Annotated in this window: 4 protein-coding genes; all 4 read right to left on the reverse strand. The window is 71.0% G+C overall.

Annotated elements, in window-relative coordinates:
* Nucleotides 1-431: 431 nt before the first annotated feature.
* Genes OH768_RS13530 through OH768_RS13545 form a run of 4 tightly spaced genes read right to left on the reverse strand, consistent with a single transcriptional unit; the run spans nt 432 to nt 14551 of the window.
* Complete coding sequence (locus OH768_RS13530; protein WP_406453378.1) at nt 432-1466, reverse strand: serine hydrolase domain-containing protein; 1035 nt, start codon at nt 1464-1466, stop codon at nt 432-434.
* Nucleotides 1456-12270, reverse strand: a complete 10815-nt coding sequence (locus OH768_RS13535) for an amino acid adenylation domain-containing protein (protein WP_406453380.1) — start codon at nt 12268-12270, stop codon at nt 1456-1458. Before OH768_RS13535 ends, OH768_RS13530 begins: the two co-directional genes overlap by 11 nt.
* Before the next feature lie 17 nt (nt 12271-12287).
* Nucleotides 12288-13598 (reverse strand): MFS transporter, encoded by a 1311-nt coding sequence (locus tag OH768_RS13540; RefSeq protein WP_406453382.1) that lies wholly within the window; start codon nt 13596-13598, stop codon nt 12288-12290.
* Entirely contained in the window at nt 13595-14551 is a 957-nt protein-coding gene (locus tag OH768_RS13545) for an ornithine carbamoyltransferase (RefSeq protein WP_406453384.1), read from the reverse strand. Before OH768_RS13545 ends, OH768_RS13540 begins: the two co-directional genes overlap by 4 nt.
* Between the last annotated feature and the right edge of the window lie 2 nt (nt 14552-14553).

Below are 14553 nucleotides of genomic sequence, written 5' to 3' on the forward strand. Positions count from 1 at the left end.
GGTGTGAACGGACGGATCGTGAAGCAGCGGTCGGGCGGCCGCTCAGTCGGACATGGCGACGAGCGCGACGGGGCCCTTCGAAGGGGCGGCGACCGTGTCCCACGAGAACGTTGTCAGTGAGCGGGAGGTCGCCGGCCCGCCGGTGGACATCGCCGGCGGACGACGGTCCGCGCTCCTGGATCTGCGAGATGTACTCGGCAGGAACCGGGGTGCCGTTCTCGACAGTGACCGACTGAGAGTGCGGGGGGCCGTCGACGGGTAGCCGTTCCGGCCAACCCCGGTCCGTGGCGAGCCGCCGTGTACGTGGGCGAGCCGGTGCGGGCACGGGCCACTTCCGGGGTGGTATCGAACGGCGCCCGCGTCTGGTCGCTGTGCACCTTGTTCCTCCCTTCGTCGCCCGCGTCCCATCCTCTGCGGCGAACCTATATTTCTTAGCTAACGGGACTACTCGCCCTACCGCTGAAGGCGGAGTGCAGCAGGCGCTCGACGATCGGCGGGGCCCTCAACCCACCGCGGCGGGTCGGGCAGATGAGGTAGACGAGCCGCCTCTCCGGAACCCCTCCGAACGCGATGCCGGCGAGATATCCGTGCACGATTCCCGCCATTCCCCACACCGTCACATCGCCGGGCAGCGTCACGCTGTCCAGCCCCGCTCCGCAGAACGCGCGACCGCCCTTCGCGTACGGCACGTCGGGAACGCGGTACATCTCCCGCGCGATGCCGGGCGGCAGCAGCTCGCCCGTGGTCAGGGCGTGCAGGAAGCGGTCGAGGTCGGCCACCGTGGAGACCATCTCGCCGGCCGCCCCGTGCAGCGAGGGGCTGTGCCGGGTCACGTCCACGCCCTCGTCGTAGCCGCGGACGAAGGGGGCGGGCAGCGCGGGGTCGGCCCCCGGGAGCCAGGTGTGGTCCAGGCCCAGGGGGCGCAGCACCCGGTCCCGGGTGGCCTCCGCGTAGGAGCGCCCCTCGACGTGTTCGACGAGCATGCCGATCGCGACGTAGTTGGCCCGGGTGATCTGCTGCCGGGTTCCTGTCGGGAAGGCGAGTGGGCGGCTCCTGGCGCGGGCGAGCAGTTGGTCCGGGGTGAAGGTGTCGAAGCGGTGACGCAGGAACCAGGCGGTGTCGTTGTAGCGGACGTCGCTCTCGTCCACGAGGCCGCTGGTGTGGTCCAGCAGGCTGCGTACGGTGACGGACCCGGGCAGCAGGCCGGGAAGTCGGCGTACCACCGGTTCGTCGAGGTGGAGCCGTCCCTCGACGACGAGGCTCAGCAGGGTCACGGCGAGGAAGGTCTTGGTAACCCCGCCGATGCGAAAGTGCTGGCCGGCGTGGAGGGGGGCGCCGGTGTCGGGGTCCGCGGTTCCCGAGCCGATCGTGCTGGTGCCGTCCGGGCCGGTCAGTCTGACCAGAACGGCGCTCGCCTCCGCGTCCGGGCGGTGCCCGATCACGTGGCGCACGGCGTCACTCGTCATCGTCCGCCACCACTTCGGCCCGGCCCGGGCCTTCGACGGGTCGGTCCTCGGCGTCCGCCCAGCCATCGCCGGCCCTGCCGGTGCCCAGACCGGCCCTCGGAGCCCTGATCCGGTCGGCGACGAAGGTCTGGATGTGCTTGCCGGACTCGCCGTTGGTGAGGATGACGAGGCCGTCACCAGTGCCGAGCTGGGTGAAGGTCCCGTTGCGGTAGCCGACGGTCCGGCCGCCGTGGCCGAACTCGTGGTCGCCGCCGGTGTCGTCGATCACGGAGCCCAGTCCGTAATAGCTGCCGGGGTGCCAGATCGTCACCATCTGACGGGCCAGGGGGCGGGTCAGCAGCACGCCTTCGTCGTCGTTGTGGGCCCGCCGTATTTCGAGAGCCACCTTCGCGAGATCCCGGGCACTGGCCCACAGGCCGCCCGCGGCCACCTCGTTGCGCACCCGCCACCGGCCCGCGACAGGGGCGCCGAACGCGTCGTGGCCGATGGCCACCGGCTCGGGCGAGCTGTGCGGGAAGGCCTGGTCGAAGCTGCTGTCCGTCATCTTCAGCGGGTCCAGGACCAGGCGTTGCATCAGGGTGCCGAAGGGTTCGCCGACGGTGTCCTCAAGGAGCTGCTGGAGCACGGAGTAATTGATGTTGGTCTTCTTGAACACCTGCCCCGCGCGGTGCTCCGCGCGGACGGGCGGGTTGGTCGCGGGCGGGGTTCCGCGCAGGACCTCCAGGACGGTCGGCATGGCGGCGTCGGGCAGGAAGTTGGTGGGTGGCACATGGCTCAGGCCTGCCTGGTGACTGAGCAGCTCCCGCAGGGTGAGGCCGCTGCTCCCCGGGACCTGCCAGGACGACAGGTAGTGGTTGACGTCCTCGTCGAGGTTGAGGACCTTGTCGGCCACCAGCCGCAGGACGCCGAGCACGGTGACGTGTTTACTGATCGACGCGACCTGGAAGGGCGTCCTCGCGGTGACGGGTGTGGGACGGTCCGTCGCGGTGACGCCGTATCCGCTGAGGGCGGTCACCTCGCCGCCGCGCAGCAGGGCGAGGGCCACGCCCGGTACGGCGTGCCGTTCCATGACGGCACGCATGGCGTCCTCGGGTATCGAGGGAGCGGCGTCAGGGCGTGAGCGTACCGGGGGCGGGAGGGTGGTCGTGTCGGTGGGAGCGGTGGGGTCGGAAGCCATGGTCGTGTCTCGCCCTTCCACGAGGGAGTCGATCACTGCGGCCAGATCGCTGAGGACATCGTGCTCGTAGAGCATTCGCAGAGTCAGGGGCATGCCCTGCCGGTGGGCCGCGGCGATCACTCGCGTGATCCGCAGGGAGTCACCGCCGTTCTCGAAGAACCGGTCGTGCGCGCCGACCCGTTCGAGGCCGAGGACCCCGGACCAGATGTCGGCGAGCGCCCGTTCGGTCGCCGTCCGGGGCTCGACGTGGGCGTGTTCCGGACCTGCCTGTGGGGCGGGCAGGGCTCGGCGGTCGAGCTTGCCGGACGCGGTGAGCGGAATGCGCTCGACGCCCACGAAGACAGCCGGCACCAGGGCCGGTGGCAGTGACTCGGTGAGGGCGCGGCGCAGAGCGGCCCCGTCCGGGGCGTCGGGGCCGGCCGGCACGGTGTACGCGACGAGTCGCCGGCCGGCTTCGTCGTCCCGCAGCACCACCGCGGCGTCGGCGACCTCGGGCAGCCGGCGCAGCGCGGCGGCCACTTCGCCGGGTTCCACGCGGACGCCGTTGACCTTGACCTGGTCGTCGGCGCGGCCGACGAACTCCACGGTCCCGTCGAACCCGACCCGGACCAGATCACCCGTGCGGTACAGACGCGCACCGGATTCCCCGAAGGGATCGGGGACGAACCGCCCGGCGGTCAGCTCCGGCCGGCCCAGATAACCACGGGCCACACCCACACCGCCCACATACAACTCCCCCACCACACCGACCGGCACCGGACGCAGACCCACGTCCACCACATGCAGGGCGACACCGGGCAACGGACGGCCGATGGGCACCGGGCCCGTCGTCTGCCGGGGGTCGTAGCGGTGCGCGGTGGCGTCGATGGTGCACTCGGTGGGGCCGTACGTGTTCCACAGGGCGAGTGGTCGTCCGCCCACCACGCGTCCGCCCACGACGCGTCGGGCCAGGTCGGCGTCGAGCGGCTCGCCGGCGGAGAAGACGAGCCGCAGGGCCGCGTGGTCCGCCCACGCCGGGGACTCCACGAGCGCCCGCAGCACGGTCGGGACCGCCTGGAACACGGTCACGCGTTCCTCGGCCAGCGCACGGTTCATCGTCTCGGGGTCGCGTTCGGCGCCGGGCGGGGCGAGGGCCAGGGTCGCGCCGCTCACCAGGGGGGCGAATATCTCCCATACGGCGGCGTCGAAGCCCGGTGAAGTCTTGTGCAGCACACGGTCGTCGGCGTGGAGTCCGATCGTTTCGACGGCCCAGCGGACCCGGTGGGCGAGGCCGCGGTGGGTGATCTGGACGCCCTTGGGCCGTCCCGTCGATCCCGAGGTGTGGATCACGTAGGCCAGTTGGTCCGGGTCGACGGGTACAGGTACAGGTTTCGGTTCCGTCCCGGGCGCCCCCGCGATCCGGGCCGTGTCCTCGCCGTCGAGCACGAGAACGCGACCCGTGAAGTCGGCACCCACGCTTGTGCCGTGTTGTTCCGACGTGACGAGCACTGAGGCTCCCGCGTCCGTCAGCGTGTCCCGCAGCCGTGCCGGGGGGCTGCCCGGGTCGACGGGTACGTAGGCGCCGCCGGCCTTCCACACCGCCCACAACGCCACGACCAGGTCGACACTCCGCTCCAGGCACACACCCACCAACGACTCGGCCCCCACACCCGCATCCCGCAGCACATGCGCCAGCCGGTTCGCCCGCTCGTCCACCTCCCCGTACGACAACTCCACACCGCCGGAGGACACCGCAACCGCCTCCGGCGTCATACGCACCCGATCCGCCAGCAATCCCGGCACGAACACCTCGGGCCCGCTCAACTCCGCAGCCCGCAGACCCTCCACCAACCGCCGCTCCCCCGACGCCAGGAACACCTCTCCCGCATCACCCTCACCATCAGCCGCCATCGCCTCCAGCACCGCCCGGAACATCCCCGCCACCCGCACCGCGTTCGCACGACTCAACACCCCTGTATGCGTGCTGAGTCCGATGTGGCCGGCCTGTGCGGTCACGGCCAGGTCGAACTCCGTCGCCCCGGCGCTGAGCGTGGGGTCCACGTCGATGCGGCCGGTGTCGATGCGGCTGAAGTCCAGGTAGTTGAACGACACGTCGACGAGTCGGCCGTCGCCCGCCAGGCGCTGGATCTCCGGCATCGGGAAACGCCGGTGCGGCCACAGCTCCACCTCCCGGTCGAAGACCTGCCGCACAAGCTCCCGCCACGTACCACCCGCACGGTCGAAGGCGAACGGCACGGTGTTGAGGTACATGCCGTAAACACGGTCGGCGCCGAGGGCTTCCGGGCGGGCGTCACAGACGAGACCGGTGAAGAAGGTCTCCTCCTCGGTGATCGAGCCGAGCACCTTCAGATGGGCGGCGAGCAGCACGCTCTTGAGCGAGACGCCCGACCGGCTCGCGAAGGCACGCAGCCGGTCCGCGAGGTCGTCGAGGGGAACGCGGAGCCGGAAGCGTTCCCGCGGGGCTCCGGCGGCGCCCCACTGGGCGGGCAGTGCGAACCGTGGATACCGCTCGGTCACCCCGCCCCAGTAGGAGCGGTCGTCGGGCGAGGCGAGAGCCCTCAGTTCACCGGCGACGAAGTCCGCGTAACGCACCGTTGGGGGCGGGGGGCCCTGGAGGGCCGCTCCGTCCCTGATGTCCTCGTAGCAGGCGAGCAGTTCGACCAGCAGGTTGTAGTGGCTCCATCCCTCGGAGATCGCGTGGCAGCGGACGACGGTCAGCCACCAGGCTCCGTCACCCTCCTGGTGCGCGCACAGGCGCAGCAGCGGCGGCGAGGCCAGGTCGAAGGGGCGGTCCCGCTCCTGGGCCTGGTAGTGGTCGAGGGAGTTCTTGACCTGCTCGGCGCTCAGGTCCCCGAGATCGCGCAGGTGTACCGGCACCTCGGCGGCGGGATGCACCAGCTGCATCGGTACGGAGTAGGTGTACAGGTCGAAGGAGGTGCGCAGCGCCTCGTGCCGGTCCACCACGGTCCGCGCCGCGCGGCGCAGGGCTTCCAGGGAGACAGGGTGTTCGTCACGTATCCGGAAGGAGGAGACGCTGTGGTACGGGTGCAGGGAGTCGTCGGTGAGCATCTCGACGACCATGCCGATCTGCGTCTGGGCCATCGGGTAGGCGTCCACCAGACTGCCGTCCGGTACCAGTTCACGGTCCCGCGCACCCAGCAGCGCGAACGGCGCGACCGACTCCTGCGACTGAACCGTCGGCCGGTCCGCCATCACCTCGCACAGGCCCGCCACCGTCCGCCGGTCGAACACGTCCCGCACCGACACGGACAGCCCCTGCGCCCGCAACGCCCCCACCACCGCCACCGCGCGGATCGAGTCCCCACCCAGATCGAAGAACCCGTCGAACACCCCCACCCGCTCCAGACCCAGCACCTCCGCCCACACACCCGCCACCCGCTCCTCAAGGGCCGAACGCGGCGCCACGTAAGCGGTGTTCAGGCGTTCGCCGTCGGGAGCGGGCAGGGCGGAGCGGTCGAGCTTGCCGTTGGCGTTCAGCGGCAACGCCGCCAGCCGTACGAAGGCCGCGGGCACGAGGTGGGCGGGCAGGGTCCTTTCGAGGGCGGTCCGCAGCTCAGTGGCGTCGGGGGTGATGTCCGCAGCGTCTTTGGCGGGGACCACATAAGCGACGAGGGCGGGTGCGCGGCCTGCGGTGGAGACCACGACGCAGGCTTCCGCGATCCCCGGCAGAGCTACGAGGGCGGCCTCGGCCTCGCCGGGCTCGACCCGGTGGCCGCGGATCTTCACCTGGTCGTCGACGCGGCCGACGAACTCCACGGTCCCGTCGAATCCGACCCGGGCCAGATCGCCCGTACGGTACAGCCGGGTACCGGACGCCCCGAAGGGATCGGGCACGAACTTCTCGGCGGTCAGCTCGGGCCGGCCCAGATAACCACGGGCCACGCCCACACCGCCCACGTACAACTCCCCCACCACACCGACCGGCACCGGTCGCAGGCCGTGATCGACGACGTGCAGGGTGACGCCCGGCAGTGGACGTCCGATGGGGATCCGATCGGGCGCGGGGGAGATGTTCACCGGCATGACGGTCGCGCCGACGGTTGTCTCGGTCGGTCCGTACTCGTTGATGAGCCGTCCCGGGCCCAGCCACGCCAGCCAGCGGTCGGCCGCGGCTCCCGTCAGGGTCTCCCCCGCCGACAGCACGGTCCCGGCCAGCGCCCTGGCGCGCTCTCTGTCCAACTGACCTGCCAGCACCTCCAGGTGACTGGGGGTCAGTTTGAGGAAGCTGAAGGGGCCGGCTGCGCACAAGTCGTCCCCCAGCTCCGCCAGGTCTCCGTTCTCCGGCCATATCCACACACGCCGGCCGCTGACGAGCGGTGCCCAGAGGTTGGGTACGACGAGGTCGAAGGCCACGGAGGAGAACAGCGCCGAGCCGCCTTCGCCGTGGGCGGTCAGGGCGTGAGCGGCCCAGCGCACATGATGGGCGAGGCCGCGGTGGGTGACCTGGACGCCCTTGGGCCGTCCCGTCGATCCCGAGGTGTGGATCACGTAGGCCAGTTGGTCCGGGTCGATTCGTACGTCCAGCGGTTTCGAGGTGCTCGTCCGCGTGTCCGGCGCGCCCGCTGCGTCTGCCGCGTCCACGCGAACGCAGGTCACCGGCGCGAGCCCGTCCTCCACGGCCAGGGCGTCGGCTCCGCCGGTCAGCACGACGCGGATTCCGGCGTCCGTCACCACCGAGCGGAGCCGGGGTAAGGGGAAGTCGGGGTCCATGGGTACGTAGGCGCCGCCGGCCTTCCACACCGCCCACAACGCCACGACCAGGTCGACACTCCGCTCCAGGCACACACCCACCAACGACTCGGCCCCCACACCCGCATCCCGCAGCACATGCGCCAGCCGGTTCGCCCGCTCGTCCACCTCCCCGTACGACAACTCCACACCGCCGGAGGACACCGCAACCGCCTCCGGCGTCATACGCACCCGATCCGCCAGCAATCCCGGCACGAACACCTCGGGCCCGCTCAACTCCGCAGCCCGCAGACCCTCCACCAACCGCCGCTCCCCCGACGCCAGGAACACCTCTCCCGCATCACCCTCACCATCAGCCGCCATCGCCTCCAGCACCGCCCGGAACATCCCCGCCACCCGCACCGCGTTCGCACGACTCAACACCCGTGTATGGCTCTTGAGGCTGATGCGTCGGGAGAGCGTGGTGACGGCGAGATCGAACTCGGTCGTGCCGGGCGCCATGGCGGTGCCGAGATCGGCTACTCCGTCGTCGAGGCGGTCGAAGTCCACATGGTTGATCAGGACGTTGACGAGCCGTCCCTCGCCCGCCAGGCGCTGGATCTCCGGCATCGGGAAACGCCGGTGCGGCCACAGCTCCACCTCCCGGTCGAAGACCTGCCGCACAAGCTCCCGCCACGTACCACCCGCACGGTCGAAGGCGAACGGCACGGTGTTGAGGTGCATGCCGTAGATGTGGTCGGCGCCGAGGGCCTCCGGCCTGGTGTGGACGACGACGCCCGCGGTGAACCGCGGCTGATCGGTCAGCGAGCCGAGGACCTTGCCGTAGGCGGCCACCAGCACGCTCTTCAGGGAGGCCTTCGCCGACGCGGCCAGGGCCCGCAGCCCGTCCTCCAGGTCGTCATAGGGCACCGACTCCCAGTAGGTGCGGGCCGGTTCCAGCGGGTCTCCCCAGTCCGCCGGGAGCCTGAATGCGGGGTGGGTCCCGACGATCCCCATCCAGTGGTCACGGTCCTCGGGCGAGGCGAGGGCCTGTAGTTCACCGGCGATCGAGTCGGCGTAGCGGAGCGCGGCGGGCGGTCGTGGGGCAGGGGTCCCGCCGTCCCTGATCCGCAGGTAGCAGTCGATCAGTTCACGCATCAGGGAGTGGTAGCTCCACCCTTCCACGATGGCGTGGAACTCCGTGATCGACAACCACCATCCGTCATCGCTCACATGGGCGGTCAGCCGCATCATGGGCGGTTCGGACAGGTCGAAGAAGCGGGCTCGTTCCTCGTCGTGAAACGCGTCGAAGTCGGCGCGCAGCGCCTCCGCGTCCAGGCCCCGGCGGTCGCGCACCACGACGGGCACGGTCGCGGTCGGATGCACCAGCTGCATCGGGGCGGAGAAGGTGTGCAGATCGAAGGAGGTACGCAGCACCTCGTGCCGCTCGACGACCACGCCGGCCGCGTCGCGCAGCGCTCGCGCGGAGAACTCCCGGTCGTCGCGCATCCGGGTCGTGGCGACGTTGTGGTAGTTGCTGAACCGGTCACGGGTCAGCATGTCCACCACCATGCCGATCTGCGCCGATGCCATCGGGTAGGCGTCAACCATCCCGTCCGGCACCAGTTCGCGGTCCTGCGAGCCCAACAGCGCGAATGGCGCGACCGACTCCTGCACCTCCACCGCCGGCCGGTCCGCGATCACCTCGCACAGCCCCGCCACCGTCCGCCGCTCGAACACGTCACGCACCGACACCGACAGGCCCCGCGCCCGTAACGCCCCCACCAACGCCACCGCACGGATCGAGTCCCCACCCAGATCGAAGAACCCGTCGAACACCCCCACCCGCTCCAGACCCAGCACCTCCGCCCACACACCCGCCACCCGCTCTTCCAACGCCGACCGCGGCCCCACGTAGACGGCCTCGGGGAGGAGTGTGGAGCGGTCGGGCAGGGGCAGCTGACCGCGGTCGAGCTTGCCGTTGGCGTTCAGCGGCAACGCCGCCAGCGGTACGAAGGCCACAGGAACCATGTACGAGGGCAACTGTGCCTCGCAGTGGGCCGCCAGCCCCTCGACCCTGCCGCCCCCGCCTGCCGCGGGCACCACATAGCCGATCAGGCGGTGCTCGCCGGTGGCCGTGCCGTCGACGACCACGGCCGCCTCGCCGACGGCCGGATGCTCCCGCAGGACGGCCGCGATCTCACCGGGTTCGACCCGGTAGCCGCGCACCTTGACCTGGTCGTCGGTCCGGCCGAGGAACTGGAGCCCGCCGTCGGGTCCCCGGCGGGCGACGTCGCCGCTGCGGTACAGGCGGGCACCGGGCGGCCCGAAGGGATCGGGCACGAACCGCTCGGCGGTCAGTTCCGGCCGGCCCGGATAACCACGGGCAACACCGGGACCACCGACATGGATCTCCCCGCGTCCGCCGAACGGTACGGGGCGGCCGTGGACGTCGAGGAGGTGCACGGTGAGGTCGTCCAGGGGCAGCCCGACGGCATTGGCGGCGAGGGGGTCGAGGTCGGCGCGGGTGATCCGGTGGAACGTGGTGTGCACGGTCGTCTCGGTGATCCCGTACATGTTGACCAAGACCGGCGCGTCCAGGCCGAGCCGGTCGGCCCAGGGGCGCAGGCCGGGGATGTCGAGCCGCTCGCCCGCGAAGATCACCGTCCGCAGGGCGAGCCGACCGAGCCGGGGATCCGCCGCCTCGGCGGCGGCCACCAGGCCGCGGAACGCCGACGGGGTCTGGCTGAGCACGGTGACGCCTTCCGCGCCGAGCAGGTCGATCAGCTCGTGCGGCATACGGCTGACTTCGTGCGGTACGACGACGAGCCTGCCGCCGTACAGGAGGGCGCCCCACATCTCGAAGACGGCGACGTCAAAGGCGTAGGAGTGGGTCATCGACCATACGTCGCCCGCCCCGAAGGCTAGGTGCCTGCGTGCGTTGGTCAGCAGTCGGTGGACGTTGGCGTGGGTGAGGGCGACACCCTTGGGACGGCCGGTGGATCCGGAGGTGTAGATCGTGTAGACGAGATTGTCGGGGACGCAGCCCGTCACGGGGGCATGGGCCGGGGATGCCCCCACCGGGTCCTGGTCGTCGTCGAGCACGACGACTTCGGCGCGGGTGCCGGTCAGCAGGCCGGCGGTGGCCGACTGGGCGAGCACCACCTCAGCGCCGGCGTCACGCAGCGCGAACCGCAGCCGCTCGCCCGGGTGAGAGGGGTCCAGCGGCAGGTAGGCCGCGCCGGCCTTGAGTACGCCGAGCAGGGCGGGTACGAGTCCGGCGTCCCGGTCGAGGCATACGCCCACCAGGTTTTCGGGCCCGACTCCCAGACCGCGCAGCCGGTGCGCCACGCGGTTGGCACGCGCGTCCAGTTCACCGTAGGTCAAGGTGGTGCCCGCGGCCACGACCGCGACGGCGTCGGGCGTCCGTGCCGCCTGCTCCTCGAAGAGGGAATGCAGACAGCGGGGAGCGTCCTGAGCTGCCGGGGCGGGTGCGAGTGCGACGGCGCTGTCGCCCTCGTCGCTGACATCGAGGTGTGAGAGCAGGGTGCCGGGCTCGTCGACCGCCTGTCGCAGCAGCCGGTGGTACTGGCGGAGGATCCGCTCCGCGGTGGCCGGAGCGAACAGCGCGGTCGCGTACTCGAGCCGGGAGGTCAGGGTGCCGTCGGAGCCCTCCTCGACCGTCAGGGCCAGATCGAAGCGGGCGCGGGGCGCGAACACATTCAGCACTTCGATGTGCACGCCCGGGAACCCGTAGTCCTCGGTCGCCGCTTCGCGCATCATGAACATGCTCTGGTACAGGGGCGTACGGGACATGTCCCGCTCCGGGGCCAGCTCGCGCGTCAGGGCGGGAAAGGGCGCCTCCTGATGATCGAAGGCGTCTAGCACCGTCTGCCGGGCCTGCCCCAGCAGCGCGTCGAAGGACGGGTCGCCGTGCCAACGGGAGCGCAGGACAAGGCTGTTGATGCCGTACCCGATCAGATCCTGGAGTTCGGGCCGGGTGCGTCCGGACACGACGGTGCCCACGGCCAGATCCGTACTTCCGGTGTGGCGGGCGAGCAGTGCCTGGAAGGCGGTGAGCAGGACGACGAAGCGCGTGGTGCCGTGCTCTCCGGCCAGCGCCCCCACCGCGTCCGCGAGTGCCGTCGGCAGTCCGGCCCTGACTGCGTCGGCGGAGTGGTCTCGGCGGGCGGGGCGCTGCCGGTCGGTGGGCAGGTCCAGCACGGGCAGACCGCCGAGCCGCGCCCGCCAGTAGGCCAGGTGGCGCTGTCCGACGGGGCCGGAGACGTACTCCTGCTCCCAGGCCGCGTAGTCCGCGTACTGGATCTCCAGGGCCGGGACCTCGGGCGGGGCACCGGTCACGGCGGCCCGGTAGAACGCGCCCATCTCCTGGGCGAACAGCCGTGTCGACCAGGCGTCGCAGGCGATGTGGTGCGCGACCAGTACGAGCACGTGGTCGTCGGGCGCGCAGCGGATCAGCCTGCCGCGTACCGGCCAGTCGCGTGCGAGGTTCAACGGCGCCGAGGACTCCTCGGTGAGGATCCGCAGAACCTCCGCCTCCCGGGACTCGTCCGGCAGCGTGGACACATCGACCCTCGGGAGGTCGCGCGGCCCGTCCCCGTGGACGGTCTGGACGGGGCCGTCGTCGCCCAGGGCGTAGCGGGTGCGCAGGATCTCGTGCCGGTCGAGCACCTGCGTCCAGGCACGCAGCAGCGCCTCGCTGTCGAGCGGCCCCGTGAACCGCAGAGCCATCGGTACGAGGTACTCGGGGCTGTCGGGATCCAGCTGGTTCAGGAACCACATCTGCTGTTGCCCCGAGGAGAGCGCCAGCGGGGCCGAGCGGTCCGCGCGGGGCATGCCGGTCCGGCGGCCGTGTCTCCTGCCTTCCAGTCTGCGTCTGAGGTACTCGGCTCGGGCGTCGTCGTGCGAGGTGGTCATGCCGGTCCCTCTCATCGTCATCCCTCTCTCGATACCTCGCCCGTTCGCTGTGCCGGTGTCTCACTACCCTGCCCCTTGGGCAGCAGGGGGCCGCCGCCGGCGTTCCGGACGGCCGGGCTGACCGCGGCCGACACGGCGAGGAGGAACATCCCCGCAGCCACCGCGGTGATCGTCCAGGCGGTACTGACGGCACTCAGCAGCAGGCCGCCGGCGATCGAGCCCACGGAGTTGGATCCGGAGGACACCAGCATGGCGACGCTGGTGACACGGCCCTGGAGGGCGTCCGGGGTCAGCTGCACCTGATAGACGCCCGCGGAGACGTTCATCGACGCTCCGACGAAGCTGACGAGCGCCATCAGCCCGCCGATCACGTACCAGTCGGTGGTGAGGGCCAGGCACGGGGTGACGGCCGCCCACGCGGAGAACGCGCCCACCAGGATGGTCCGGGGCGCCAGTTGCTTGAGGAGCCGGGAGGCGAACAGGGACCCGAGGACGCCCCCGCAGCCTGACACCGCTCCGATGGCTCCGATCGCGGCCGGTGAGCCGCCGTTCTCCCTGACCACCAGGATGATGGCCAGGCCCGAGATCTGGAACAGCAGATTGCTTCCGGCGACCAGGACGACGGCCGCGCGCAGGAGCGGCTGGCCGCGCAACCAGGTGACGGCTTCCAGAAGTTCGCCGCGCAGCCTGCTGGTTCTCACGCGTCGCTCGGCCTGGAACTCCTTCTTGATCAACAGGAGTCCCACCAGGGAGAGCACATGTCCGGCGGCCGTGCTGAGGAACGGGGTCCAGCGTGCGAGAACGAACAGAGAGCTTCCGGCGGGCTGGCCGATCAGCCCGGCGGCCTGCGCGCGGGCCTCGTTCTGCGACAGTGCGGCGGGCAGGTGCTGCGGGTGGACCACGTTGCGTACGGCGGCCCGCTCCGCGAGCCGGTAGACGATCGCCACGCTGCTCTCGACGAAGGCCACCGCCATGAGGTGCCCCAGCCAGAGGTGGCCCGCGAGAAGTGAACCCACGAGGCTGGTCATCGCAGCGAACCCGACGATGTCGCACACGATCATCACGCGGCGCCGGTCGTACCGGTCGACCAGCACCCCGGCCGGCAGTTGCACGAGCAGCATGGGCAGCAGGGAGGCAAAGCCGATCAGGCCCGCGCCCACCGTCGAGTCCAGGTACCAGAGCGCCAGCAAGGGGTAGGCGACGGTGCTCATCCGGTAGCCGAGCATGGCCAGGCCCGCCCCGCTCCACAGGAGCAGGAAGTCCCGGTTGCGGCGCAGCGGACCGGTGGGAGGATCCTGCTGCGCCGCGGTGTCCTGGGACAGGGTCATTCAGTGGGCCCGGCGTCGAGGCGGCCGCCCTGCCTGCACCACTCAAGGACGGCCATGGCGCTGTGCATCTTGTTCTCCGCCTGGTCGAAGGCGATACTCGCCGGGCCGTCGAGCACCTGCGCCGTGACCTCCTCGCCCCGGTGGGCGGGCAGGTCGTGCATGAAGACCGCGGACGGGCTGTGCTCCCACAGCGCCTGCGTCACCTGGAAGGGCGCGAAGATCCGCGGCCAGTCGTCGTCGGCCTTGCTGGTTCCCGTGGTGCGCCAGCGCGTGGTGTAGATGACGTCGTACGTTCCTAGCGGGCCGTCCATGTCGTGACGCTCGGTCAGGCGGGCACCGCTGCGGGCTGCGTGGGCCCGGGCGGAGCGGAGGATGTCGTCGGTCAGGCCGTATCCCGGTGGGGTGCGCAGGTCGAACTCGACCTCCGGGTAGCGGGACAGGGCCAGGGCAAGCGCGGCGGCCGTGTTGTTGCCCTCACCGAGGTACAGGATCCGCAGGCCCTTGATCCGCCCGAAGTGCCTGTGCAGGGTGGTCAGGTCGGTGAGCGCCTGGGTGGGATGCTCTTCGGCACTCATCGCGTTGACCACGGACATCCGGTCCTGAGCGGCCCACGCCCGCAGCTCCGCCGACGGGCCGCCGGTCCTCGCCACCAGGACGTCGAGCATCCGCGAGAAGACACGGCCCGTGTCCTCGCTGCTCTCGCCCGTGTTGGTCTGGAGATCGTCCGGACCGTAGGTGATCAGCCGTCCGCCCAAGCGCAGGGCGCCCGAGGAGAACGCGGTACGGGTACGGGTGGAGGTCATACGGAAGTAGATCCCGGCGACCTGGCCGTCCAGGGGCGCAGGGTGTTCGGCCTGACCGGTGCTGTATGCGACTCCACGGCCGACGAGAGCGCGCAGTTCACTGTCCGTCAGGTCGTCGACCGATATCAGACTGCGCACGGGGGTGTCCATGA

It is taken from the genome of Streptomyces sp. NBC_01622, from assembly GCF_045209635.1.
Classification (GTDB): domain Bacteria; phylum Actinomycetota; class Actinomycetes; order Streptomycetales; family Streptomycetaceae; genus Streptomyces.